At 58.0% G+C, this 25,905-nt stretch carries 27 protein-coding genes; 16 read left to right on the forward strand and 11 right to left on the reverse strand.

The features are described 5' to 3' along the window. Nucleotides 1-218: 218 nt before the first annotated feature. The 13 genes from VMN77_10960 to VMN77_11020 all read left to right on the forward strand — a co-directional run bounded on the left by VMN77_10960 (nt 219) and on the right by VMN77_11020 (nt 13,876). Nucleotides 219-3,017 carry a valine--tRNA ligase gene (locus VMN77_10960; GenBank protein ID HTN44302.1) on the forward strand — a complete coding sequence of 933 codons (2,799 nt, stop codon included), beginning with the start codon at nt 219-221 and terminating at the stop codon, nt 3,015-3,017. Then, nucleotides 3,014-3,880, forward strand: coding sequence for a carboxylating nicotinate-nucleotide diphosphorylase (gene nadC, locus VMN77_10965; protein ID HTN44303.1), 867 nt, complete (start codon nt 3,014-3,016; stop codon nt 3,878-3,880). The genes VMN77_10960 and nadC overlap by 4 nt, the downstream gene beginning before the upstream one ends. After that, entirely contained in the window at nt 3,877-4,722 is an 846-nt protein-coding gene (locus VMN77_10970; GenBank protein HTN44304.1) for a biotin--[acetyl-CoA-carboxylase] ligase, read from the forward strand. The genes nadC and VMN77_10970 overlap by 4 nt, the downstream gene beginning before the upstream one ends. Then, the gene (locus tag VMN77_10975; protein HTN44305.1) at nt 4,706-5,509 is read left to right on the forward strand and encodes a type III pantothenate kinase; all 804 of its coding nucleotides are present in this window, start codon (nt 4,706-4,708) and stop codon (nt 5,507-5,509) included. Before VMN77_10970 ends, VMN77_10975 begins: the two co-directional genes overlap by 17 nt. 47 nt (nt 5,510-5,556) lie before the next feature. Continuing rightward, on the forward strand, nt 5,557-6,591 hold the full coding sequence (gene hrcA, locus VMN77_10980) for a heat-inducible transcriptional repressor HrcA (GenBank protein HTN44306.1): 1,035 nt from the start codon (nt 5,557-5,559) through the stop codon (nt 6,589-6,591). A 19-nt stretch (nt 6,592-6,610) separates the two neighbouring features. Further along, a complete protein-coding gene (grpE, locus tag VMN77_10985) occupies nt 6,611-7,246 on the forward strand; it encodes a nucleotide exchange factor GrpE (GenBank protein ID HTN44307.1) in 636 nt (211 codons plus the stop codon). Between the two features lie 65 nt (nt 7,247-7,311). Continuing rightward, the gene (gene dnaK, locus VMN77_10990) at nt 7,312-9,267 is read left to right on the forward strand and encodes a molecular chaperone DnaK (GenBank protein HTN44308.1); all 1,956 of its coding nucleotides are present in this window, start codon (nt 7,312-7,314) and stop codon (nt 9,265-9,267) included. Nucleotides 9,268-9,331: 64 nt separating this feature from the next. Continuing rightward, nucleotides 9,332-10,438 (forward strand): molecular chaperone DnaJ, encoded by a 1,107-nt coding sequence (gene dnaJ / locus VMN77_10995; GenBank protein HTN44309.1) that lies wholly within the window; start codon nt 9,332-9,334, stop codon nt 10,436-10,438. A gap of 65 nt (nt 10,439-10,503) precedes the next feature. Then, entirely contained in the window at nt 10,504-11,244 is a 741-nt protein-coding gene (locus tag VMN77_11000) for a 16S rRNA (uracil(1498)-N(3))-methyltransferase (protein HTN44310.1), read from the forward strand. Nucleotides 11,245-11,247: 3 nt separating this feature from the next. After that, entirely contained in the window at nt 11,248-11,826 is a 579-nt protein-coding gene (locus tag VMN77_11005; GenBank protein HTN44311.1) for an RDD family protein, read from the forward strand. A 77-nt stretch (nt 11,827-11,903) separates the two neighbouring features. Then, nucleotides 11,904-12,674: an enoyl-ACP reductase gene (locus tag VMN77_11010; GenBank protein ID HTN44312.1), complete on the forward strand. Its 771-nt coding sequence runs from the start codon at nt 11,904-11,906 to the stop codon at nt 12,672-12,674. A gap of 32 nt (nt 12,675-12,706) precedes the next feature. Further along, nucleotides 12,707-13,369, forward strand: a complete 663-nt coding sequence (locus tag VMN77_11015) for a DNA-binding protein (protein ID HTN44313.1) — start codon at nt 12,707-12,709, stop codon at nt 13,367-13,369. After that, on the forward strand, nt 13,370-13,876 hold the full coding sequence (locus tag VMN77_11020; protein ID HTN44314.1) for an EVE domain-containing protein: 507 nt from the start codon (nt 13,370-13,372) through the stop codon (nt 13,874-13,876). Here the strand turns inward: VMN77_11020 and VMN77_11025 are convergent. Further along, nucleotides 13,812-14,708: a DMT family transporter gene (locus VMN77_11025; protein ID HTN44315.1), complete on the reverse strand. Its 897-nt coding sequence runs from the start codon at nt 14,706-14,708 to the stop codon at nt 13,812-13,814. The genes VMN77_11020 and VMN77_11025 overlap by 65 nt on opposite strands. A 2-nt stretch (nt 14,709-14,710) precedes the next feature. After that, nucleotides 14,711-14,947 carry a hypothetical protein gene (locus VMN77_11030; protein HTN44316.1) on the reverse strand — a complete coding sequence of 79 codons (237 nt, stop codon included), beginning with the start codon at nt 14,945-14,947 and terminating at the stop codon, nt 14,711-14,713. Between the two features lie 226 nt (nt 14,948-15,173). On the opposite strand from VMN77_11030, the gene VMN77_11035 reads away from it, so the two are divergent. Beyond that, nucleotides 15,174-15,704, forward strand: coding sequence for a SurA N-terminal domain-containing protein (locus VMN77_11035; GenBank protein HTN44317.1), 531 nt, complete (start codon nt 15,174-15,176; stop codon nt 15,702-15,704). A gap of 20 nt (nt 15,705-15,724) precedes the next feature. Here VMN77_11035 and VMN77_11040 read toward each other — a convergent pair whose 3' ends face one another. Genes VMN77_11040 through amrS form a run of 9 tightly spaced genes read right to left on the reverse strand, consistent with a single transcriptional unit; the run spans nt 15,725 to nt 24,095 of the window. Beyond that, complete coding sequence (locus tag VMN77_11040; protein HTN44318.1) at nt 15,725-16,207, reverse strand: RidA family protein; 483 nt, start codon at nt 16,205-16,207, stop codon at nt 15,725-15,727. Next, nucleotides 16,204-16,551 (reverse strand): hypothetical protein, encoded by a 348-nt coding sequence (locus tag VMN77_11045; protein ID HTN44319.1) that lies wholly within the window; start codon nt 16,549-16,551, stop codon nt 16,204-16,206. The genes VMN77_11040 and VMN77_11045 overlap by 4 nt, the downstream gene beginning before the upstream one ends. Beyond that, a complete protein-coding gene (gene deoC, locus VMN77_11050; protein HTN44320.1) occupies nt 16,548-17,228 on the reverse strand; it encodes a deoxyribose-phosphate aldolase in 681 nt (226 codons plus the stop codon). Before deoC ends, VMN77_11045 begins: the two co-directional genes overlap by 4 nt. A gap of 8 nt (nt 17,229-17,236) precedes the next feature. Further along, nucleotides 17,237-18,268 (reverse strand): endolytic transglycosylase MltG, encoded by a 1,032-nt coding sequence (gene mltG, locus VMN77_11055; GenBank protein ID HTN44321.1) that lies wholly within the window; start codon nt 18,266-18,268, stop codon nt 17,237-17,239. Beyond that, nucleotides 18,268-18,726, reverse strand: coding sequence for a Holliday junction resolvase RuvX (gene ruvX / locus VMN77_11060; GenBank protein HTN44322.1), 459 nt, complete (start codon nt 18,724-18,726; stop codon nt 18,268-18,270). The genes mltG and ruvX overlap by 1 nt, the downstream gene beginning before the upstream one ends. A gap of 1 nt (nt 18,727) precedes the next feature. Continuing rightward, nucleotides 18,728-19,015 carry a phasin family protein gene (locus tag VMN77_11065; protein ID HTN44323.1) on the reverse strand — a complete coding sequence of 96 codons (288 nt, stop codon included), beginning with the start codon at nt 19,013-19,015 and terminating at the stop codon, nt 18,728-18,730. 39 nt (nt 19,016-19,054) lie between these two features. After that, entirely contained in the window at nt 19,055-21,697 is a 2,643-nt protein-coding gene (gene alaS / locus VMN77_11070; protein HTN44324.1) for an alanine--tRNA ligase, read from the reverse strand. A 47-nt stretch (nt 21,698-21,744) separates the two neighbouring features. After that, nucleotides 21,745-22,956, reverse strand: a complete 1,212-nt coding sequence (locus VMN77_11075) for a methionine adenosyltransferase (GenBank protein ID HTN44325.1) — start codon at nt 22,954-22,956, stop codon at nt 21,745-21,747. A gap of 38 nt (nt 22,957-22,994) precedes the next feature. Beyond that, nucleotides 22,995-24,095, reverse strand: a complete 1,101-nt coding sequence (gene amrS / locus VMN77_11080) for an AmmeMemoRadiSam system radical SAM enzyme (protein ID HTN44326.1) — start codon at nt 24,093-24,095, stop codon at nt 22,995-22,997. Nucleotides 24,096-24,264: 169 nt separating this feature from the next. On the opposite strand from amrS, the gene VMN77_11085 reads away from it, so the two are divergent. Then, nucleotides 24,265-24,876: a DUF502 domain-containing protein gene (locus VMN77_11085; protein HTN44327.1), complete on the forward strand. Its 612-nt coding sequence runs from the start codon at nt 24,265-24,267 to the stop codon at nt 24,874-24,876. Nucleotides 24,877-24,923: 47 nt separating this feature from the next. After that, a partial coding sequence (locus VMN77_11090) for an HAD-IC family P-type ATPase (protein HTN44328.1) occupies nt 24,924-25,905 on the forward strand: 982 nt, incomplete at its 3' end.

Here is a 25,905-nt window from a genome sequence, read left to right on the forward strand (position 1 = left end):
CATCTGGGCCTGTCGTTTGGCTTTCTGCTTCCGTTCTTTTTTTCGGTACTTCCTTCTCAGTTCACGATCAACTTCGCGCCCTCGTGGCATGGACTGTTCTCCTATCCGGTTGATTCATTTCGACCGCCTATTTAACCGTTGCTCTTCAAAATTGTCAAGAGATCTTGGCAGGGGGCCGCTTGCCCTCTCTCCAATCTTCGTGTTAAGATTTACGCCCCATGACTGAAACCACCGCACAAACCGATCCAACCCGCTTCGACAAGCCCTACAATCCCCGAGAGGTTGAGGACCGCTGGTATCGGCACTGGATCGATCGTGGCTATTTTTCCGCGGACGAGCATTCGACGCAGCCCCAGCGGTTTTCGATCGTGATCCCGCCGCCCAATATCACCGGTTCGCTGCACTTAGGCCACGCCCTGAACAACACGCTGCAGGATGTCCTCGTCCGCTGGAAGCGTATGCTGGGATCGAATACCCTATGGCTGCCCGGAACGGACCACGCCGGGATTGCAACCCAAAATGTCGTCGAGCGCCAGCTCATGGCCGAAGGCACCTCGCGGGAAAAGTTGGGGCGCACGGAATTCATCAAACGAGTCTGGCAGTGGCGGGAGCAGTCGGGGCGGACCATCATCGCTCAATTGAAACGGCTCGGCGCTTCCTGCGACTGGAAACGGGAGCGGTTTACCCTGGATGAAGGCCTCTCGGCCGCGGTTCGAGACGTCTTTGTCCGCTTGCACCAGGAAGGGCTGATCTACCGAGGAGAGCGATTGATCAATTGGTGCCCGAGGTGCGGGACGGCCCTGTCGGACATCGAGGTGGAGCACGAGGAAGTCAAGGGCAAGTTGTACTATATCAAATACCCTCTGGCTGACGATCCTGAGGCGTTTCTCACGGTCGCCACGACCCGCCCCGAGACGATGCTGGGCGATACCGCCGTCGCGGTGCATCCAGACGACCCCCGATACAACGGGTTGATCGGCAAAGCCGTGCTCCTTCCTCTGACAAGCCGTCGTATCCCGATTGTCGGGGACTCGATCTTGGTCGATCGGGAATTTGGAACCGGCGCCGTCAAGATCACGCCGGGCCATGACTTTAATGATGAAAAGGCCGGCCAGCGCCACCGCCTTCCCCGAATCTCATTGCTGACCGGCCTAGGCGACATGGACCCTGTCGTTCTCGAGGAAGAGGCCAAAACGGACAAGGATCTTTTGCACGAAATCGCGGGCGCCAAAGTCCCAAAGGCTCGGGACCGGGTCGTGAGCCGCCTTGAAGCCGATGGCTTCTTGATCAAAGTTGAAGACCATGGTCACGCCATCGGCAAATGCTATCGCTGCAAAACCGTGATCGAGCCTCGTCTCTCGCCGCAATGGTTTGTCCGCGTGAACAACCCGGAGAACTCTCTTGCAGCGCCGGCGATCGACGCGGTGCGAAGCGGCCGGATCCGTATAATTCCCGAAAGTTGGAAGAACAACTACTTTGGCTGGATGGAGAACATCCAGGATTGGTGTATCTCGCGACAGATCTGGTGGGGGCATCAGATCCCTGCGTGGTACTGCCGCGGAACGGACGTCGGCCAATGCCGGCCCGAATGCAAGGAACCGATCGTCGCCGCGACGGCGCCGGAGCGCTGCCCGCATTGCGGTTCGGCCGATTTCGTCCAGGACCCGGATGTTCTGGACACGTGGTTCTCCTCGGCCCTCTGGCCGTTCTCCACCCTGGGCTGGCCGCAAAAAACGAAGGCGCTTGAACTCTTTTACCCTACGTCGGCCCTGGTCACGAGCTTCGACATTCTCTTCTTCTGGGTGGCCCGGATGATCATGATGGGGCTGCATTTCATGAAGGATGTCCCCTTCCGGGAAGTTTACATCCATGCGCTGGTCCGCGACGCCGAGGGACAGAAGATGAGCAAGTCCAAGGGAAACGTCATCGACCCACTCGAGATCATGGAGAAGTACGGAACGGACGCCCTGCGTTTCACCCTGGCCTCCATGGCCTCACCGGGACGGGATATCAAACTTTCCGAGGAGCGAATCGGAGGCTACCGGAATTTTGCGAACAAAATCTGGAATGCCGCGCGGTTCATCCTGATGAACTGTCCGAAGGGGCCGAGAGCTTATCTTGATTCCCCCCTCGCGGATCCGATGACGCTTTCCCTCGCCGACCGCTGGATATTAAGCCGGCTCCAACGCGTGATCCAATCCGTTAATCGTCAGCTTGGAGATTACCGCTTCGATGAAGCTTCCCGAGACCTGTATCAGTTTCTCTGGCACGAATTCTGCGACTGGTACCTTGAACTGATTAAGCCAACTTTGTACGGAACGGACACCGTAGCCGCGGATCGAACCCGGACCGTCGCCATCCAGGCTTTTGAAGCGGTGCTCCGACTCCTCCACCCGTTCATGCCCTTTATTACCGAAGAGATCCGACAGACCTTTACGCAAACGGACGGCAGCATTGCGATCGCGGCATTTCCGATCGCGAACGCCACCCTGATTAATGAATCGACCGAACAGGAATGCGAGAGCTTTCAGAAAGTCATCGAGGGAATTCGGGAAATGCGCGGGCTGCATGGCATCCCATTTTCAAAGAAATTGCAAGCGGCGATCCGCTTGTCGAACCAAGACATCGAGCGTTACATTCAAAACAACCACTCGACGATCAGCGCGCTCGCTGGCCTCAGCGGTCTAACAATCGGACGGAACGTCCAGCAACCCGCGAATGCTCTCATGGGTCCCCTCATCTTCCCGGGCGGCCAGGCCGGCGAGATATTCATTCCCCTGACGCCGGATACAATAGACATCGCCAAAGAGATTACGAAAAAGGAAAAGCGGTTGAAGGACCTGGCCGCCCAGATGGACCAAGAGAAAAAGAAGCTGTCTAACCCTGATTTTGCTTCGAAGGCTCCTCCGGAGGTCACAGAAAAAACGAAGTCGCGTTATCAAGAGCTCCGTCTTGAGCATGAGAAATTGTCCGAGGCCCTCAAGGACTTGCGCGAAACGACGGGAGGAAAGGCATGAATCCGCCCCCTCTCTTGTCCGCCGTTCGCATCCTGGACCTTGTTACCCGCGCCCTTGCCGAAGACCTCGGCTCCGGCGATTTGACCACCCGTCTGCTTTTTGCGCAAGTCGTAAAGGCCGAGGCCGTGATTCGGGCCAAGGAGGAAGCGACCCTGGCCGGCCTGCCCCTGGCCGAGGCCGTTTTTAAAAAGGTGGATCCGAAACTCAAGTTCAAATCCCTTGCGCAGGACGGGGACCGAGTCCAACCCGGAACGCAGATCGCACGCATTGTGGGTGACGGGCGTTCTCTATTAAAAGGAGAGCGGGTGGCACTCAATTTTCTCCAGCGCCTCTCGGGCATCGCCACGCTCACGGCGCGGTTTGTCGAGACGATCCGGGGCACAAAAGCCGCGATCCTGGACACCCGAAAAACCACGCCCGGACTACGAGGGCTGGAAAAATACGCCGTTCGGATGGGCGGGGGCCGAAACCACCGGATGAATTTAAGCGACGGCATCCTGATCAAGGACAACCATATCGCACTGGCCGGAAGTCTAAAGCGCGCGGTCGAAGAGGCCCGCCGGAAGGCGCCTCGCGGTCTTAAGGTTGAAGTGGAAGCGAGGAACCTAAACGAGGTCGAAGACGCACTATCGGCCAAGGCCGACAGGATCCTCCTTGACAATATGACAATTCCTCACCTGAAAGAGGCCCTCTTGTTAATAAATGGGCGCGCCTTAACCGAGGCATCCGGCGGTATTCACTTGAACAACGTGCGCGAGTTCGCCGGGGCCGGCGTTGATTTTATCTCCATCGGGGCCCTGACCCATTCGGCTCCGGCCGTGGACCTGAGCATGGACATCACTCCTTCAAAGGATGCCCCATGACTTCTCAGCCCTCCTCAAGGGCTTTCAGGTCGCAGCCGCTGACTCAGGATGCCATTCGATCCGGGCTGAAGACGGCGCGGTTTGGACAAACCCTGCATATCTTTGACAGGATCGAGTCGACGAATACCGCCGCTCACCCTTTGGCGAAAAGGGGTGCTCCTGAAGGGACCGTCGTTTTGGCCGATGCTCAAACTCGGGGAAGGGGCCGAATGGGCCGTCGCTGGATCTCCCCCCCGGACGTCAACTTGTACTTCTCGATCATCCTCCGACCCGGCGGCGATCCCCGGCGCGCGGGCTTATGGACACTGGCCGCTGCCAATGCCGTTGCCCAGGCCATTGAACAAACCGTGGGTCTTTCGACTCGCCTGAAGTGGCCGAATGATCTTCTAATTCATCATAAAAAGGTTGCCGGTCTTCTTTTGGAAAGCGTCGTTCAAAAAGGGCGTATCCGGTACCTGGTTTTGGGAATCGGGGTCAATGTCAACCTTCTTTGCGACGCCCTTCCTATAACACTTCGCGACTCCGTCAGTTCGCTGCGGCAAGAATCGGGTCGCGTGATAGATCGGGTCCGGCTGCTGCAACGGATTTTGGAAACCATCGAAATACAATATCGGTCTTTTCAGACCGAGCCGCCCGAAATGATTCTGAACGCTTTCACCACCCGCTCCGACACCATGGGACGGTCCGTGCGGGTCCGGGATCAAGTCCACGAATGGACCGGGATCGCCAAGGGGCTGACACCCGAGGGCGCGTTGATCCTGTCGAGGAACGATCGGGAGGAAGTCATCCTCCGGTCCGAGGACATCGTTCACGTGAGGCCATCCGATGCTGCTTGCGATTGACATTGGAAACTCCAACATCGTTCTGGGCGTCTTCCAGGAAAGACGCCTCAAGGGAAATTGGAGAATCGCCACTCGGCTGGCGAAAACCTCCGACGAGTACGGAATCTTGACCTTGGATCTTTTTCGGGCCAACGGGATTCGGTCCGATCGGATCCGCGGGGTGATTTTGTCCAGTGTGGTCCCGCCCCTGACCCCGATCATCACCGAGATGAGCCTTCGATATTTTCATTCCGAGCCCTTGATCGTGGATGGAGCCATGGACACCGGCTTGATCAATCGATACGAGCCGCCCCGGGATGTGGGGGCCGACCGGATCGTCAACGCCGTCGCGGCGTACCGACGATACGGCGGACCGGTTATTATTGTGGACTTCGGAACCGCCACCACTTTTTGCGCCGTCAGTAAAAGAGGCGAATATCTGGGCGGTGCGATCACACCCGGAATCACCATCTCGGCCGAGGCCCTTTTCCAGGGAGCCTCCAAACTCCCCAAGGTTGAATTGGCCAGACCCAGATCGGTCATCGGTCAGGACACCATCAGCAGCATACAGTCCGGCATGCTCTATGGTTACGCGGGACTTGTGGATTCGATGGTCACGAGGATGAAAAAGGAGCTGGGGTCCCGCGCGAAAGTCATCGCGACCGGCGGGCAGGCCCGGCTGATCCTTTCTGAGACAAATACGATTAATGAGGTTCGACCCTTCTTAACGCTGGAAGGACTTCGAATCCTGTATGAAAGAAACAAGAAAAAGACCCGAAGGGCCATTGACAACACGGTTAAAACTTGATAAGCTGTTAGCACTCTAATTGACTGAGTGCTAAACAGGGTGCAGGCATGGAGCTTAACGAAAGAAGTCGCAAGGTTTTAAATGCCATTATTTTATCTTATATTGAGCGGGCCTCACCGGTCGGATCGCATACCGTGACTAAGAATTTTTCTTTTGGGTTGAGTCCGGCTACGATCCGAAATATTATGGCTGAGCTGGAGGAGATGGGCTATCTGCTGCAACCTCATACATCGGCCGGACGTATCCCCACCTCCAAAGGCTACCGTCTGTACGTAGACGCACTCTTAGTGGAAGATCAGCCCTCCATTTTTAATGAAGAATTTCTTGAAGAAACCTATCTGGGCATGAAACGAGAAGATCCTCACGCGCTTCTTCAGGAGACGACCCGGATGCTTTCGCTTCTGTCTCACTACGCAGGTATCGTTCTGGCCCCGAAAGTTTCCAAGGCGCGGTTGGATCGCCTGGAATTTATTCTGGTACGGAAGGGGCACGCGTTGATTGTCCAATTATCCAAAGACGGCCTGGTTCAGCACCGGATGATCGATGTCGATCCGGAATTGACCCAGAAGGATCTTACGCGAATCAGTGCCTTCCTCAACGAAAAGTTCAGCGGCCTGAGTCTGGATGAAATCCGACGGCGGCTCCTCAAGGAAATGGAGGCCGAGAAGGAACTGTACAGCCGCTTGCTTCAGAAGGCCTCCGAACTCGGCCAGAAGGCCCTGGCGGAACAACCGGAAGAAGAACTCTATGTGGTGGGAACGTCAAACATTCTGAGTCTTCCCGAGTTTACCGAGAACTTGGAGAAGATGAAGTCGCTTTTTAAGACCTTCGAGGAAAAGGCCGTTATCCTGAAACTCTTAAACGATTGTCTGGAAACGGACGGGGTTCAGATCTTCATCGGTTCAGAGAGCAGCCTGCCCGGAATCGAAGATTTCAGCCTGGTCGTTTCAAGCTATCGGGGCGGCGACGATGTTGGGGGAACGCTGGGCGTGATCGGGCCCACGCGGATGGAATACGCCCGTGTTATTCCCTTGGTCGACCATACCGCCAAATTGCTCGGTCGCCTCTTAGATCAGGATTGAGTGGATCGTGGAGCCTCGCATGGAAGATCAGACCCCGAATCGCAAATCCGATACGGAATCCTCCGAACCGACCGAGGTCTCGTCGGGATCGAAAGCGGCGGAGCCGGCATCGCTCGAACAGGAAATTCAATCTTTAAAAACCGAACTGGACTTTAAGAGCAAGGAGCTCGCGGCGGCCCAGGAGAAACAACTCCGCGTCTTGGCCGAGATGGAAAACTACAAGAAACGGACGGCGCGAGACCAAATGGAGCAGCTCCGATACGCGAATGAAAAGCTCCTCAAGGAGCTCTTGCCGGTCTTGGACAATCTGGAACGCGCCTTAAGCCATGTCAAAGACGCCTCGGAACGTTCGCCTTGGATTGAAGGGGTGGAGTTAACCTATCGGCAATTTCTGGACGTCTTGAAGAAATTCGGGGTGACGCCGATCACAAGCGTCGGGGAGATTTTCGACCCGGGCCGCCATCAGGCCGTAACCTATCTCGACACGACCGAGCAACCCGAGAATCATGTCGCGGAGGAACTTCAAAAAGGCTATTTATATCATGAGCGCGTCCTTAGGCCGTCCATGGTGGCCGTGGCCCGGAGACCGTCGCATTCACCGGTCACGGAAGCGCCGGAAAAAAAGGCCCCCGAAGAAGACAGCCAGAACCCGTAATCTTTTGATTTAGGGATGTCGTGAAGGCTTTGATACGCACTGATTATTAGCGAGGAGGTTTTCAAATGAGCAAGGTGATTGGTATCGATCTGGGAACGACGTTTTCCTGCGTGGCCGTCATGTCCGGCGGAGACCCCGTGGTCATTCCCAATTCGGAAGGAAGCCGGATCACGCCGTCCGTCGTGGCTTTCACGGACAAGGGCGAGCAGTTGGTCGGCCAGATCGCGCGTCGGCAGGCCATTACGAATCCGGAGAACACCATCTTCTCGATCAAACGCTTGATCGGGCGCAAGCACCGTTCTCCCGAAGTCCAGGCTGCGATGAAACGCCTCCCCTACAAAATTGTGGAGGCCGCCAACGGAGACGCCCATGTGGAGGTTCGCGGAAAGAAATACAGCCCGGCCGAGATCTCCGCGATGATCCTCCAGAAGATGAAGCAAACGGCCGAGGATTATCTGGGTGAAAAAGTCACCGATGCGGTCGTCACGGTCCCGGCCTATTTCGACGACAGTCAGCGGCAGGCGACGAAGGACGCCGGCGCTATTGCGGGTCTGAACGTCCTTCGAATTATCAACGAACCGACGGCGGCGTCGCTGGCCTACGGCCTTGACAAGAAAAAGGACGAGCGGATCGCGGTGTATGATCTGGGTGGCGGGACCTTCGATATATCGATCCTGGAGATCGGCGAAGGGGTGTTCGAGGTCAAGGCCACCAACGGGGACACCTATCTGGGGGGCGACGATTTCGATCTTCGTATCATGGACTGGCTGATCGAAGAATTTAAAAAAGATCAGGGAATCGACCTTCGAAAAGACAAGATGGCTCTCCAGCGATTGAAAGAGGCCTCCGAGAAGGCCAAGATCGAACTGTCCTCATCCCAGGAGACCGAGATCAACCTCCCGTTCATCACCGCGGACGCCAGCGGTCCCAAGCACCTGGTCACCAAGCTGACCCGCTCGAAACTGGAACAACTGGTGGATGCGCTGATCCAAAAGACGATCGAACCCTGCCGAAAGGCGATGACCGATGCCGGCCTGACGGCCCAGGACATCCAAGAAGTGGTCCTGGTCGGCGGTATGACGCGGGTGCCCAAGGTCCAGCAGGTCGTCCAATCGTTCTATGGAAAAGAACCCCACAAGGGCGTGAATCCGGATGAAGTCGTGGCCATCGGGGCCGCAATTCAAGGCGCGGTGCTCAAGGGCGAGGTGAAGGACGTCCTGCTGTTGGACGTCACGCCGCTCTCCTTGGGAATCGAAACGCTGGGAAGCGTTTTTACCAAGCTGATCGAGCGGAACACGACCATTCCGACCCGCAAGAGCCAGATTTTCTCAACGGCATCGGACAGCCAGACCGCGGTCAGCATTCACGTGTTGCAAGGCGAGCGGGAAATGGCGGGGGATAATAAGACGCTCGGACGCTTCGATCTGGTCGGAATTCCGCCGGCGCCCCGCGGCGTCCCGCAAATCGAGGTGACCTTCGACATCGATGCCAACGGCATCGTCCACGTGTCGGCCAAGGATATGGCGACGGGAAAAGAGCAGTCCATTCGCATCACGGCCTCCAGCGGGTTGTCCAAAGAAGAGATCGACCGGATGGTGAAGGAAGCCCACGCCCGAAGCGAAGAGGACAAGAAGAAGCGGGAATTGGCCGAGGTGAAGAACGAAGCGGACAGCATGATCTATACCGTTGAGAAAACGCTCACCGAGCTGGGTGACAAGGTCGCCATGGCCGAACGGAACGACATCCGCGAAAAGATCGCGGCGACAAAGAAGGCGATCGAAGCCAACGATACCACCACCATCCGGAATGCCTTGCAGGAACTCACCAAGGCTTCTCACAAGGTGGCGGAGGAGATGTACAAACATTCCTCCGCACAGGCGGGAGGAGCGCAGGCCGGCCCGGGTTCGCAAGGAGAAGGACCTTCGGGCGCGACCGGAGGGCCGTCGTCCAAGGCGGGGGAAGAGGGATCGGTGGACGCCGAATTTGAAGAGACAAAAAAAGACAACAAAGAGGGAACGTAACCCTATTAAAGAAATACCGCGCCCCTCATTCCTTTGGACCCGGGTCATTTAGGAGAACCGATCGTTGGCCAAACGCGACTATTATGAAATCCTCGGCATCAAACGCGACGCCTCGGATCAGGAACTGAAGAAGGCCTACCGCCAGATGGCGCTGAAGTTCCATCCGGACCGGAATCCGGGCAACAAATCGGCCGAAGAGAAGTTCAAGGAGGTCAACGAGGCCTATGAAGTCTTGAGCGATTCTCAGAAGCGACACCGGTACGATGCCTTCGGCCATGCGGGGGTCGGAACCGAAGGAAGGGGCGGGTTTGACTTCAACCGAGGCGGCTTCGGCGACATCTTTGGCGACATCTTCGAGGACTTTTTCGGCGGCGCGACCGGTCGAACGCGAGCTCGGGCGGAACGCGGCGCCGATCTTCGGTACAATCTTCAGATCGAATTCGAGGAGGCCGTCTTTGGAAAAGAGGCCAAGATCCGGATCCCAAAATGGGAAACCTGTACCGAGTGCCGCGGGACCGGCGCGAAATCGTCCGGCGGGATCCGGACCTGCCCGACCTGCAACGGCGCCGGCTCGATCCGCTTTCAACAAGGATTCTTCACCATCAGCCGCTCCTGCGGCCATTGCAACGGGGAAGGCCGGATCATCTCGGACCCTTGCCCGATATGCCACGGGAAGAAACAGGTGCATCATGACAAGACGCTTACGGTCAAAATCCCGGCCGGGGTTGAGACCGGAACCCGTCTGCGCTTGAGCGGCGAGGGCGAGCCGGGTTCCCATGGCGGGCCGCCGGGGGACTTGTATGTCGTCCTGACCGTGCAAGATCATCCCCTGTTTGCCCGGGAAGAGGACGACCTGCTCTGCGAGGTTTCGATAAGCATCGGCCAGGCCGCGCTGGGCGCCAAGATCGAAGTTCCCACGCTCAAGGGCAAGACCCAACTTAAAATCCCGGCCGGCACACAGAGCGGCCGCGTCTTCCGTCTTAAAGGCCTCGGCGTCGCGAACGTTAAGGGTCATGGAATAGGCGATGAGCTGGTGACGATCCGTGTCACGATCCCTTCAAAGCTCACCGCCCGGCAGCGCGAGCTCCTCGAAGAGTTCTCCAAGCTGAGCGGAGATCCCGTTGCAGCCGAAGAAGGACTCCTCGAGAAGGTCAAGAACATATTTGAATGAACCCCTCGTCCATAATTCCGTAGGGGCGGTTCGCGAACCGCCCCTCCTTTTTAATGGACCCTTTAATGCCCGTCTACTTCATCCAGTCGGAATCGATACAAAACGACGCGATTGTATTGAAAGGCGATCCGGCCCATCATTTAAGAGATGTCCTCCGCTGCCGTCCCGGCGAGATCGTGAATCTTGTGGATGAAAAAAAGGTCCGATACCGCGCCGCGATCGGTCGCGTCACGAAATCGGAGGTTATCGCGAAAATCCTTCAAAAAAACGGTCCCCCGACCCGACCCGCGGCTTCCCTCACGCTGGCCCAGGCCGTCCTGAAAAGCGATAAGATGGACTGGGTCGTTCAAAAGGCGACCGAACTGGGAGTGAACACCCTCCTCCCGGTCGTGACGGACCGGACGATTGCCCGGCCTCGCCCCGAACGGCAGGCTCATCAAACAGACCGCTGGCAGAAGATCGCGAAAGAGGCTTCACAGCAGTGCGGCCGATCGGACATTCCGATGGTCCGCACCGTGGTTTCGCTGGACGCGTTGCTGAGACATCCACCGGAGGCCTCGTTGAAACTGGTGCCCTGGGAGCAGGCGCGAGAGCCGTCGCTCCGGACCGTGCTACACGATCTGAGCGAGGAGGATTCCGTCGTGATTCTAATCGGGCCCGAAGGGGGCCTGGCCGCAACGGAGGTCGAAGAGGCCCGCGAAGCGGGATGGGTCACCGTCTCGTTGGGGCCGCGGATTCTTCGAGCCGAAACGGCCGGCCTGGCCGTTCTGGCGATTATCCAATACGAATTGGAAACCCGGAGGTGATGGATGGAACCTGGCCCGCCGCAGCCGTCCGCGCAAGGCACGGAAAACCCCTGGCCGCTGTTTCCGGAACGGCCGATCCAGGAACCGACCGCCGCCGAGTTGGAGGCGATTCCGGTAAAGTATACAGCCGGATTCTGGCGACGGACCGCCGCCTTCCTCATCGATCTTATCCTGCTGCAATGGATCACGCTCATCTTCCTCTGGCTCGGCGCCACGGCCGAAGATCTGGCCATGGCCCAGTCCCTGAACCTGCCAGACGGTCTCTCAGAATCGCTGATGGACTGGGCCGAGTTGCACACCCGGATTTGGTCCATGCTCTTCTTGGTTTACTTTTCATTTTTCACGTGGTACGGAGGCCAAACGCCCGGCAAGATGGCGCTCGGCATCCGCGTCGTGACGGCCGCCGGCCAGTCCCTCTCGTGGCTTCGTGCCATTGGGCGGACCCTCTGTTATAACTTGGACATTTTCACCCTGGGCATCGGCTTTCTCCTCGCCGCCGTCCCGCCCGCAAAACGCGCGCTGCATGATATGATCGCGGGAACGGTGGTGGTGAGGACCGATGCGCGGAGCCGAATCGGTTGAAAAGCGATTGGTTTTAGAGTATGATACCTTTTTTAATTTCCTGATTGGTCTTGTCGAATATCGCATAAGGAGCTGGCATGGGATTGCTGAATGGCCGGAAAGGTATTATTTTCGGCGTCGCGAATGAGAAGAGCATCGCCTGGTCGATTGCCCGGAGGATGAACCAGGAAGGGGCCGAGCTGGCCTTCACCTACGCGGGCGAGGCGCTTGAAAAACGGGTCCGCCCGCTGGCGGAGAGCGTCGGGGCCAAGTTGATTCTTCCCTGCGACGTCACGAAGGACGATCAGATCCAGGCCGTCTTCGAACAGGTCCGGTCCACCTTCGGCCATCTGGACATACTCGTGCATGCGATCGCGTACGCCAACAAAGAAGACCTCAAGGCCGACTTCCTGAGCACCACCCGAGACGGTTTTCGGCTCGCCCAGGATGTCAGCGCCTATTCGCTCACCGTCCTGGCCCGCCATGCCGCGCCTTTGATGGAAGGCCGGCCGGGCAGCATCCTCACGCTCAGCTATTACGGCGCCGAAAAAGTCGTCCCACGTTACAACGTGATGGGCGTCGCCAAAGCCGCCCTGGAGGCCAGCGTCCGCTATCTCGCGGCCGATCTGGGTCCAAAGGGAATTCGCGTGAACGCGATCTCGGCCGGCCCGATCCGTACCCTCGCCTCCGCCGGCATTTCCGGGTTTCTGGACATGCTCCATCACGTGGAGGCCAAGGCGCCATTGCGGCGAAACATTTCGGCTGAAGAAGTGGCCGGCACGGCCCTCTACCTCGCCAGCGATCTGGCCAGCGGCGTCACAGGCGAGGTAATCTATGTCGACGCCGGCTATCATATCATGGGGATGTAAGTCGCCCCCCAATCATCCCGACGGAGGACTCCATGAAATCGATCTTGATCTCCTTGGCGGCCCTATGCGCGGTCCTGGTGCTCGGGCCGGGAGCGGGGTTCGCCATCGAAAGAACCGGCGTCGTGGTCACCACCATGAACGCGGGGTCATATACCTATCTTGAAGTCGAGACAAAAAGCGGCCGGTACTGGGCGGCCGCCCCGCAATTGGAACTGGCGGTCGGCGATCAGGTGGATGTCGCGCCCGGCTCGGAGATGAAAGATTTCTTCAGTCCGACGCTCAAACGCACTTTCGACTCGATCCTTTTTACTTCATCGGTCAAGGTGGTTGGAAAAAGCGCTTCCGCAGATAAAGCCGAATCACCAAAACCTCCGGTCCATCAAACACAAGCCGGTTCGAACGGGACTAAGACCGTGGAACAGATATATACCGAACGCCAAAGCTTGAAGGGAAAACAGGTCCAGGTCCGCGGCAAGGTGGTCAAGTTCACCCCCGGCATTATGGGGAAGAACTTCCTCCATATCCAGGACGGGAGCGGGAAGGAAGGCACGAACGATCTGGCCGTTACCTCCCAGCAGACTGTGAGCGTCGGCGACCACATTCTCGTTTCCGGAACCTTGGATACCGACAAGGATTTCGGCGCCGGCTACGTCTACAAGGCGATCCTCGAAAACGCCAAAATCACGCCGGAGTAAATGGCCGGGAATCCCTCCTACTGGTTGCTGAAGTCCGAACCGGAGGTCTTCTCGATCCAGGACCTCAAAGACTGTCGTGTGACCGGCTGGGACGGCGTAAGGAATTTCCAGGCACGAAATTACCTTAGAGACAGCATAAAAGTGGGAGACGGCGTTCTTTTTTACCACAGCAACACGAGCCCAAGTGGGATTTCAGGGCTTGCAGAGGTGGTGAAGGAAGGCTACCCGGATGACACGGCCTTTGACCCCAACGATGCCCATTACGATCCCAGAAGCCGCCCGGATCATCCGACATGGTACCGTGTGGACGTGAAGTTCGTGAAGGCCTTTCCCTCCGTCATCCCGCTTCAGACGCTTCGAAAAACGCCGGGGCTTAAAAACATGCTCCTATTCCGGAACGGCCGCCTTTCCGTTCAACCGGTCGCAAAGAAGGAATGGGAAATTATTTTGAGGCTGGCGGAGAAGACGCGGAATCCGAAAGCTCCGAAACCAAAATTCCCGCGATGATCATGGCCCCGCCCGCCACCCCTCCGTATCCGATCACCTCTTGAAGCATCCAATAACCCAGGATCGAGGCCCATAACGGCTCGATAGTAAAGATGATCACCGCCCGTGTCGGCGTCGTATCCCGTTGATAAAGGGTCTGGACATAGTTGCTCAGGACGTTTCCCAGCAGCGAGCAAAAGAGAAGGACGGCGATCGCGTTCGGGGTGGGATTCCAGACCGGCGTCTCGATCAAGGGAAGGATGATCCACCCCAGCACCGCCGGAGTGAGCATCTGGAGGAACGTCAGCGGCAGGGCCTCCGCATCCTTTGAAAACAGGTCGAGCATGACAATGTACAAACCGAAGACCGCGGCGCACAGCAACGTGAGTCCGTCCCCCCGAGTAAAGCCGGTGCCGGAAGGCCCCCCCTCGGACGGCGAGGTCAGGAACCAAAGACCGGCCGTCACGATCGCGACACCGGCGAAATTCGCGAACTTCGGGGCCCGTTTCTCGATCGCGATTTGAAAGAAGGGCGTGAAGATCACCATCAAGCCGGTGATAAAGGCCGACTTTGAAGCCGTGGTATCCGTCAACCCAACGGTTTGAAGAACGAACCCGAGAAACAGGAGAGCTCCGAGGAAACTTCCCTTCCAGAGCAGGGCCCGGTCGATCGCTAGGAGGCGGTTGAAGCTCAGGGAGAGGAGGACCAGCGCGGCCAGCGAGAAACGAAGCGTCACAAAGAGTACCGGCGACAGATCTCCCAGCCCCAGCTTGACCGCGACAAAGGTACCGCCCCAGATGAAGGTGGTCGCAAATAGATAAAGCTCCGCCCTTTCCCTCCGGGTCTTGAACACGGCTACAGCTTGCCGATCGCAGTCTTCAGCAGGGGCAGGAGTCCCTCGGCTTCTTCGCGGGTCAAACGGCCGAGGTTTTGAAAACCGCGGCTCCCGTCCTCTCTTTCCGAAAAACGGGTGACCGCAATTTTCGGCGATGCGCCGTCGTACGAAAAAATCGAAACCTCGATGTTCGACCGCGGACCTTCCACGGTACCGACCACTTCGATCAGCTTGTCTTTCTCTTTGGAATAGGCCATGGCTGTTCCTTCCATTGTTGAAGATCCGGTTGAGCAGGGCGTATTATCGTTGGTCGGGACCCTTTTGTCAATTGCGACAACCCGCCGACCCTTCCGATTTGATCGCGCGCCAATTTTATGCTACCGTCTACAAAGTATGCGCCTCGACACTCGGATTCTGGCCGGAATTTTTTGTATCGTCCTGGCTTGCCCTTCATCGGTTCCAGCCCTCCTGGCCGATCGGATCATGGCGGTATTGAACAACGAGGTGATCGCGCTCAGCGACGTTCAAAAGTACCGGGAGGTGTTCGTGGAAAGGCAAGGCGTGGACGACTCCGCCGTATTAAATGACCTCATCGATCAGAAACTGCTCTTGGCCGAGGCCAAAAAACTCGAGATCCCACCGCCCTCGGACGAGGAGGTCGCCCGCGCCTACAAGAAGCTTCAGCTCCGGTTCGGAAGCCCGGAAACATTCAATCTGGTCAAGGCCCGTTTGTCCATGACCGACGCCGAGATCGAACAGCAACTCAAACAAAAGCTGACCGTCGATAAACTGATCGAACAACGGATCCAGTCATTCGTGTTCATCAATCCCGAGGAGATCGACGACTATCTCCAGGAACACAGGGAAGAGTACAAAAACGAGAAGCCGGAGGACGCCCGGAAGGCGATTCAGGATCTTTTGATCGCAGAAAAGACGGATTCGAAATTAAAGGACCATCTCAACCGGCTTCGCGCGGCAGCGAACATCCGCATCAACACTCCTCCGGAGCCTTAAGGCAGAATGATGAACCGCCACTACGGACGAACCTGCACAATGAGCTCAAGCTCAATCGGGCTGTTCAACGGCAGCTCGGCGGCGCCCAGCGCCGCCCTTGTGTGACGGCCGGCCTCGCCGAAGATTGCGACGAGTAAATCCGAAGCGCCGTTCAGTACCGTGGATTGCAGCACGAACCCCGGCGCCGAGGCCACGTGTCCGGTAAGCCGGACGATCCGGACGACGCGCTCAAGGCTTCCCGCTTCCTGTTTCACGACGGCCAGGGCATTGAGCAAGGCCAACCGGGCCGCTTCCTGCCCCTGTTCCGGCGTCAGATCTTTTCCCAGTTTTCCTTCGTAGGCCAGCCGGCCCTCTTTCATCGGCAATACGCCGCTCGTAAAAAGCAACTCCCCCACCCGGGCGGCCGGAACATAATTCGCAACCGGTTTGGGTGCCGTCGGAAGAACGATCCCGCTTTCCTTCAGCTTGGTCTCGATGCTCACGGAGGCCTTCCCCGAATTCACAACGTTATCCCGTCCTGAAGAATCGCCGCGAAGAACGCGGTCCCACGCTGCTGTTGGAGATAGGCCGCGTCAACCGGAATGGCCGTGACCAGGATGTCATGATCCACCGTGATCGGCCCGGTGATCCGATGGATACGGCTCATCTCGACAAAGCGGTCCGTGATCCCCTCGATCACGACCAAGATGTCCAGATCCGAGCCGCGCTCCCCATGGCTCTTATGTCCGTAGAGGATCACTTGCTTAAGCCGTTCGGCGTACAGCCCCCGCAGCTGGACCATCAGAGAGTCCAGCACCTGTCGGTCCGAGGCCGACAAGGCTTCCTTGGATACTTTTTGGGGTGTCATGATCGACTCGACCCGCGCAAGTACTCTTTCAGAATCTCCACGCCGCGACTGGTCCCGATTCGCGAGGCCCCAGCCCGAACCATGTCCTCCAGCGACTTGAGGTCCCGGATGCCCCCGGCGGCTTTTACAAATCCGTCCTCCCCGATCGCCTTCTTGAGGCGTCGGACATCCGCGGTCGTGGCTCCCTTGGGGCCGAACCCGGTCGAGGTCTTGACCCAAACTGCACCGGCCTCCCGGCTCCAGAGGCAGGCCGAGATCATTTCTTTGCGGCTGAGATACCCGGTTTCGAGAATCACCTTGAGCCGTGCCCCGGAGGCCGCATCCCGGATGCGGCCCACCTCGGTCCGGACGCCGCGGGCATCTCCTATTTTAACGGCCCCCAGATGAATAACCAGATCCAGTTCAATCGCCCCTTGCTTGACGGCCTCCATCGTCTCAAAAATCTTCACCGATAATGATTGATACCCCAGCGGAAAGCCGATGACCGTGCCAACGGCCACCTTCGATCCGTCGAGTTCGCGAACGGCCTCCTCGACATAACAGGGCGGAATGCAAACCGACGCAAAACCGTATCGCCGCGCCTCCCGGCATGCCCTGCGGATGTCCTCGGGCATCGTGTCCGGAGCCAGACGCGTGTGATCGATCAATCCGGCCAGCTCACCCGCGTGAGAAAACATCCGAACCCTTAGGTGGTTTTTGCCAGCCGACGTTTTTGGTACCTTTGCACGGCCCGGTTGTGCTCGGCCAGCGTCTTTGAGAAGTAATGGGTGCCGTCGTTCTTGGAGACAAAATAGAGGTATTCCACCGCCGCCGGATACAGCGCCGCCCAAAGCGCCTCCTTGCCGGGATTGGCGATCGGTCCCGGGGGAAGACCCCTGATCCAATAGGTATTGTAGGGGGAGTGAATTCTCAAATTCTTCCGGGTCAGGTTCCCTGTGAAATGCGGGAGGCTGTAAATTACGGTGGGATCGCTCTGCAGGGGAATGTTTTTTCGGATCCGATTGTGAAAAACGGCCGAGACCATCGGCCGTTCAATTTCCACCGAGGTTTCTTTCTCGATGATCGAGGCCAAGGTCACGACCTCCTGTCTCGTCATTCCGATTTCCTGGGCCCGTCTCTCCATCTCAGGCGTGTAGGCCGTCTCGAATTGCCTGACCATGGTCCGCAGGATTCCTTCGGCCCCGACGCGCTTGGAGAAATAGTAACTTTCCGGAAAGAGATAGCCTTCCAGAGAATCGACGGTGAAGCCCAGGGATTGAATAAAGGCCGGATCATTCGCCCGCTGGATGAAATCTTCATACCGGGCCAGATGTTTTTCTTCGACCAGCCGTCCGATTTGGGCCAGGGTTGAACCCTCCGGGATCGTGACTTCGTACTGGACCACCCGGCCGCTCTTGATCAGCCCGATGATTTCCAGCGGGAGCATCTGTGTGTGAAAAGCGTATTCGCCCGGGATGATATGCCGCTCGACCGCCAAGAACTTGCCCACCACCACAAACGAACCAATGCTGGTGATCAGCCCGTTCTGATAGAGCAGCCGGGCGGTGTCCCGGAGCGTCGACCCCTCCGGAATCTCCAGCACTTTTTGGACCCGCTCCCCATCGGGTGGAATGTAGAGAAAGGTCGCCTCCTGCACGATCACAAACAGGAGGATCGTCCCGACGAGTAGAAACGGGATGGCCATGCGGCCGATCCGTTTTTGTAACGCCGCTGCCATCACCCCTCGGGTAGGCTGGCCGTTTGAAGCGGAGCGCGACGGCTGTCCAGATAACCTTGCAGGATCAGCACGGCTGCAACTCGATCCACCGTCTTCCGGCGTTTAGAGCGACTCATATCTGCCTCGATGAGGACCCGCTCGGCTGCCTGTGTGGTGAGCCGTTCATCCCAAGGGATGACTTTCAGCCCCAGCTTATTTTTGAGCTGTTCGATAAATTCCAGGACAAGGTTCGCTTGGGGCCCAAGACTGCCGTTCATGTTTCGGGGAAGGCCCACCACCAGTTTCCGGACCTGATACTGGGCCACAATGTCTCGAAGCCTTGCGATGTCTTTCTTGGGGCCCACCCGCTCCATCGTGGGAAGACCGTGGGCGGTCCAGCCCAACTCGTCACTGATGGCCAAGCCGATCCGGCTTTTGCCCAGATCAAGGGCCAAGATGCGTTCCCCGGAGGCCGGCATCTTACACGTTTTTTAATTTGGCCGACAGTTCCTGGATCTTCTTTTCCAGACGATCCATGTCCGCCTTGGTGGCGATGGGGAGCTTGGCCATTACCCGATCGACCAGGTCGCGTTCCTTTTTTTCCAAATCTTTTAAGTCCTTTTCCAAATCCGCGACTCGTCCCTTCACTTTTTTGGCATAGTTATTTTGATTTTCTTCTCCACGCCGAAGCAACTCCTCCCAAGTCTCTCGGGCCTTCGCCTCGACCCCCAAGCCCGCCAGGACCATTTTTTTCATTAGTTTGACCATGTTCATTTCCTCCCGTCACCCGTGGTTATATTATACCGCCTACGGCCGCGTTTTTTCCACGATCCCGTAGACGCGGGCCAGCGCCTCCGGAAGTTTCGAGACGTTTTTCCCGCCGGCCTGGGCCATGTCGGGACGTCCGCCACCCGATCCTCCCACGATCCCGGCGATTTCTTTCGCGATTTCGCCCGCGTTAAACCGGCCCGTCAGGTCCGGGGAAACGGCCGCGATCAGAAAGGCATTGCTTCGATCGACTGATGCCGAAGCCACCACGGCGATATAATTCGTTTTCAAGCGGTTCCGAAGCGAATCCATGAAAGCGCGAAGATCCTTCGGCTCCAGTCCGTCCTGAAGGCGCTTGGCGAGCACCGCGACCCCGCCTACCGTCCGGGTCTCGGATGCAACATCCTCCGCCTGAGTCCCGGCCGCCCGACCTTTAAGGCGATCCATCTCCTTTTCGCGCTCGCGCAACTGGGCCAATAGCCGCCTGGTTTTTTCGACTACCTCGGCCGGTTGGACCTTCAACAGCGCGGCCACTTCCCGGATGTCTTCCTCCTGCTTGCGCACATACAGATACGCCATCTCTCCCGTCAAGGCCTCGATCCGTCGAACGCCGGCCGCGATGCTGCCTTCCTGCACGAGCTTGAACAACCCGACCTGGCCGGTTTCATGGCAATGCGTTCCGCCGCAGAGTTCTTTGCTGAAGTCGGAGATACGCACCACGCGGACGCGGTCTCCGTATTTGTCATCGAAGAAGGCCAGGGCGCCGGCCCGAACCGCTTCTTGAAAATCCATCACCTGCGTTTCGACCGGATCGTCCTCGCGAACGCGTTCGTTCACGACGGCTTCGATCCGTGCGATTTCCAGCGCGGTCAACGGCTTGAAATGCCCGAAATCAAATCGAAGACGATCGGGGGTCACCAACGAACCGGCCTGCTTGACATGCTCGCCCAGAATTTCCCGCAGCGTCGAATGAAGGATGTGCGTTGCGGTGTGGTTTCTCGCCGCTCCCCACCGCGCCGCCGGGTTCACGACCGCCCGGTAGGTCTCCCCCTCCACGATTTCCCCCTGAGTAACCTTCCCTTGATGGACAAAAAATCCCGGAACCGGTTTGATCGTGGCATGAATCTCGGCCAGCGCGCTGGGATGCTCCAGCAGCCCCTGATCGCCGGCCTGGCCGCCCGATTCGCCGTAAAACGGGGTCCGGTCGAATACCAACTCGACCGTTTCACCGGCGGTGGCTTTATTCAGCGGACGTCCGCCCTTTAAAATTCCGATCAGCCGTATCTCAACTTCCAGGCTGTCATAGCCCACAAATTCGGTGAGCCCCAGCTTGGAGGAAGCCTCGCTATAATAAGGGGCCACCTCCTTCACCACCCAGGATTTCCTTGCCCGGTCCCGTTGATCTTCCATCGCCGCATGATAGCCGGCCTCATCAATCCGAAGACCGACGTCACGCGCCATATCCATCGCAATGTCCAGGGGGAAGCCATAGGTGTCGTAGAGTCGAAAGGCCTCACTGCCCGGGATGAGCACCTGGCCCGCCGCCTTCACCTTGGCCATCACCTCTTTGAGGAGGCCCATGCCTTGATTCAAGGTCTGGACGAAACGCTCTTCCTCTCCCTGCGTCACTTGGGCCACGACCGTCCGAATGCGGGCCAGTTCGGGGTAGGTCGCGACCATCGTATCCACCACCGTCCCGGAAAGTTTGTAGAGAAACGGTTCGTTCAGTCCGAGCTCTTTCCCGTATCGCGCCGCGCGCCGGATCACCCGCCTCAGAAGGTATCCGCGGCCTTCATTGGATGGAAGCACCCCGTCACTGATCAGAAACGTGATGGCGCGGATATGGTCCGCGACCACCCGTCCGGGCATTCCCTTGCGCACCGCCGCCAGATCCTGCCCGGTCATCTCGGTAACGGTTTTCAGTATGGAATGGAAAAGGTCCGTATCGTAATTCGAGAGCACTCCCTGGGTCACGGCCGCGATCCGCTCAAGGCCCATCCCGGTGTCGATGCTGGGCTTGGGAAGGGGAGTGAGCCGACCCTCGACGTCCCGTATGAATTGCATGAAGACGAGATTCCAGATCTCAAGATAGCGGTCGCATTCGCAGCCAACGCCCTGGCAGTCGTGCGGAGCGCCCGCGGCCGCCTCCCCCTGATCGATCAGAATCTCGGAACACGGACCGCAGGGGCCGGTGTCACCCATCGCCCAAAAGTTGTCCTTCTCGCCCATGCGCTTGATCCGGTCGGCCGGCACCCCGATCTGCTTCCAGAGTCCCTCGGCCTCGTCGTCTTCCCGGAAGACCGTGATCCAGAGCCGGTCCTTCGGAAGACCCCAGTGTCTTGTCAAAAGCTCCCAGGCAAACGCAATCGCATCGGACTTAAAGTAATCGCCGAAAGAAAAATTGCCGAGCATTTCAAAAAAGGTGTGGTGCCGTCCGGTCATCCCCACGTTATCGAGATCGTTATGCTTCCCGCCGGCACGCATGCATTTCTGAACCGAAACGGCCCGTTTGTAGCCCCGACTTTCCTTTCCGAGAAAAACCTCTTTGAATTGGACCATGCCGGCGTTCGTAAAAAGCAAGGTCGGGTCCTTTTGCGGAATTAAGGGAGAACTCGGAACAAGGGTATGCCCCCGTCCGCCAAAATATTCCAAAAACCCTTTGCGCAGGTCATCAGATTTCATCGTGACAGAATTATCTCATAAATTTAAGGCTGTTACAAGCGACCAAGTCAGCAAACCGGATAGCGCCCCTCCGCCAATTCCTCGCAGAAATCCGTAATCCGCGTCAATTCTTTCTCAACCATGGCCCGGATGGGATCGGCCAGATCCGCCCCCCGGACCCCGGGTTTCACATGGATTTGGACCGAGACGATCTGGGGCCGGTCTACCGGTTCGCCGATGCGGCTGCATAGCCAGACCTCCACGCTTCGTAAACCGGAAATCTGCCCGTATATCCTTTTGGCCAACACATGGGCCAGCACATTATAAATTTTTCCCACATGGCTGACGGGGTTTTTCCCCGCGGCCGCCTCCGAACCCCGCGGTCGATTAAGGGCGATGAGGCCGTTGACCTGATTTCCTCGCCCCACCTCACCCGAGTCCGCATCCTCGGCCGAAGTGCCGATGACCGAAAGATAGATCCCGTCCATTCCCTTCCCGCGGCGATCAAGGCTATTCAGGCGGAGCGAGATCTCCTCAAGGTTTTCCGTTTGTTTCTGAAGGTGGCCCAGTAAATCTTCATGCACGGCCTGCTTTCGCCGGAAATAGCCCACTTCGCTCTCGACGTGTTGGTCGATCAGGGGCATCGCCACCGTCAACGAGAGACGCCGACCGGTGCGGACGCCCATTACTTTAACATCCTGGCCGGTTTCCGGAAATCGGGCTTTAAAACCCGGGGTGTTGAGGTAGCGCTCGGCCTCAAGGACCGTCCGTTCGGTTTCGGTCAACGGAGCATATCCGACGGCGGCCGAGGTGTCATTGGCGCCCCGCACTTTCTTTTTTTCCGAAAAAAGGGAGGCGAGCTCTTCCGAGCCCGGCCGGAGCTCAACCTGATACCGCAGGTGTGTTTTTGGATTTACTCGGGGAAGGTTTTTCCGAAACCAGGCCTTCGCGGTTTCGATGGAGACCCCGGCCACGTCCAGCCGTTTTCTTCCCAAAGCGACGCTCGCCCGGTCCCCGATGATCAGACGCATCGGCTCCAGAACCATTCCGCCGCCGAACCGCCGCTTGACTCGGCCGGCGACCAGAAGCCCCTTGTCGCAATTGAAATGCAGAATGGCGCCGAACTTATCCCGATACGCCCGCGCCAAGGCCACGGCCACTTGCTCCATCACGGCATCGCAGATCGTGTCCGGATGCCCGAGGCCCTTTCGCTCGACGATCTCGACCTCCGTCTCCGGCACCGTCGGACCGCTCATCACCTGAATGTGAATCTCGCCCATTCTGTTCATCTTTCAGAAACCGGAGGCGGGAGAATCCTTCAATCAAAATCCTTCAATCGCACCGGAAGGTAGCGTCGGCCCCAGTGGCCCGGGGGACCTTCAAATCGCCCGGCACAGGCCGTGCCGCAGGAACGGCAATGGCCGTCGTCGGCCAAATTCCAGTCGGACAGGAGGTACCAGTCGCGGCCGATCAGTTTCTTGCCGCAGCCGTGGCAGTAGGTGCTGTCGCCCCCGGGATCATGAACGTTGCCGATATAGGCGTAGCGGATCCCGCTATCCATGGCGATCCTCCGCGCCCGCGTCAGGGTCCCGGGCGGGGTGGGCGGCCGGTCCAGCATCTTATAGTCCGGGTGAAACGCGCTAAAATGAATCGGCACATCCGGCCCCAAGTTTTCCACCACCCACTTGGCAAGGGCTTCGATCTCCTGGTCCGAATCGTTTTCGCCCGGGATGAGGAGCGTGGTGATCTCCAACCAGACGTTCGTCCGGTGCTTGAGATAGATCAGGGTGTCCAGGACGGGCTGAAGATGCCCGGCCGTTATCTGCTGATAGAACCGTTCCGTGAAGGCCTTGAGGTCGACATTGGCCGCGTCCATATATCGGTAAAATTCCTCGCGCGGCTTCTCACAAACATAGCCTGCCGTTACGGCCACCGTCTTGATCCCCAGCCCGTGACAGGCCTGGGCCACGTCGATCGCATATTCATGGAAGATGACGGGATCATTATAGGTAAAGGCGACGCTGCGGCAGCCCAGCTCCCGGGCGACACGAGCGATCTTTTCGGGAGAGGCCGCATCGGCCAGGGTATCGACCTCACGGGACTTGCTGATGTCCCAGTTCTGGCAAAACCGGCAGGACAGGTTGCATCCGGCCGTCCCGAAGGAAAGCACGGGCGTTCCGGGAAGAAAATGGTTCAACGGTTTTTTTTCGATTGGATCGACACAGAACCCACTCGATCGCCCGTAGGTCGTCAATACGATCTGGTCGTTCTGCCGGGCCCGTACAAAGCAGAGTCCCTGCTGGCCTTCGTGGAGCCTGCAAAAGCGGGGACACAGATCGCACTGGACGCGTCCATCTTCGAGCTTGTGCCAGTACCGGGTCGGCACAACCGTGTTTAGTCTCTCACCGGCAATTCCCATAACGACCCCCGCATTCCCATCTTACCACAACGCCGCCCCTGAAGGCGATGGGAGCCTCTTGGCCGAGAGTGGGACGATATTTAAGCGACACCCAACCAGGGGGTATTCGACAAGACCCTGCCTCGGGAAGTATAATGGTACGCGGCTTATAAAATAAAGGAGATTTGCCATGATGAAACGCCTTCGAAATATACTCCTTACCGGTCTCGTCGCGCTTCTTCCCCTTTATTTGACGGTTACGTTGTTGGTCTGGCTCTTCAAGACGATGGACTCTTTATTCCAACCCTTAATCGCCACATTTTTCCATGGCGAGATCCGCGGCCTGGGGGTGCTCATAACGCTGGTGATCATCTTTTCCGCCGGCGTCATTCTATCAAACGTTTATGGCGCCCTGTTTCTAGGCTGGATTGAGGGGCTTCTTGAGCGGCTGCCGATATTCAAGGGCATCTATCGGAACATTAAGCGGATTGTCGAGAGCCTGAACCCGAGCAATCCGACCGGTTTCAAGGAATTCGTCCTGGTCGAACATTCCTCCGGTGAAGGGTACAACGGCGGCTTTCTGACGGGGGAGTTTACACTGGTCAAGGGGGACGGTACGCGCCACGACCTGGCATCCGTGTTCATTCCGAGCAATCATCTCTATCTGGGCGCCATTCATGTGGTCAGCCGGTCCCGGATCGTCAAGTTGGGGCTGACGCCGCAGGACGGCGTGGCATTCGCGTTATCGGCTGGCGCATCCGTCAAAGGGGACGTCGCACAGGTCCGTTCTCCAAACCGATAGTCGACGACTCTCTTTTCCCCGTGCGGAGGAGGGAACACCCTTTCCTGATGAAGAAATTTACACCCAACGCCCCAGGCAAGCAAGAGGGAGAGGCCCCGAAACCTTTGCCTTTGGAGGGGGCGGCGCCGGCCTCCATCACCGAACGGCCCGGCCCGATCAAGACATTTTGGAGTATACCGCCCGAGGAACTTTTTGAACAGCTGCGAGCTTCCCCGCAGGGGTTGACCACCGGAGAGGCACGGGCCCGGATCGAGCGCTTCGGCCCCAACCTTCTGAAATCCAAAAAACGCTCGGACGCGTTCACCCTTCTGCTCGCGCAATTCAAAACGCCGATCATCCTGATCCTTCTCCTGGCCGCGGGCCTGTCCTTCTTTCTCCGCAATCCCGTGGATGCCCTCATCATCCTGACGATTGTCGCCGTCAGCGGCCTGCTCGGTTTCTGGCAGGAACGAGGTGCGGCCGGCGCCGTCGAGAAGCTGCTGGCGATCATCCAGATCAAGGCCGAAGTCCTTAGGGAAGGAAGTATGATCGAAATTCCGGTTGAAGAGATCGTGCCGGGAGAGATTGTCCTGCTGAATGCCGGAGACAGCGTGCCCGGCGACTGCCGGATTTTGATCTCCAAGGATCTTTTCATCGATGAAGCGGCCTTGACCGGCGAAACCTATCCCGTCGAAAAAACGGCCGGGGTCTTGCCGTCGGAAACGCCGCTGGCCTGGCGAACCAACACGCTTTGGATGGGCACTCATGTGATCAGCGGCACCGCAAAGGCCGTGGTGGTCCGCACGGGCGCAAAAACCGAATTCGGCCGGGTAGCCGAACGGCTGAAACTCCGACCACCGGAGACTGAATTCGAACGGGGCGTCCGACGGTTCGGCTACCTCTTGATGGAAGTGACCCTGGTGCTGGTGATCGCAATCCTCGCAATCAACGTCTATCTGGACCGGCCGGTATTGGACTCTTTCCTCTTTTCGTTAGCCCTCGCGGTGGGCTTGACCCCTCAGCTCCTGCCGGCGATCATCAGCATCAACC

This window comes from Nitrospiria bacterium (assembly GCA_035498035.1).
Classification (GTDB): domain Bacteria; phylum Nitrospirota; class Nitrospiria; order JACQBZ01; family JACQBZ01; genus JACQBZ01.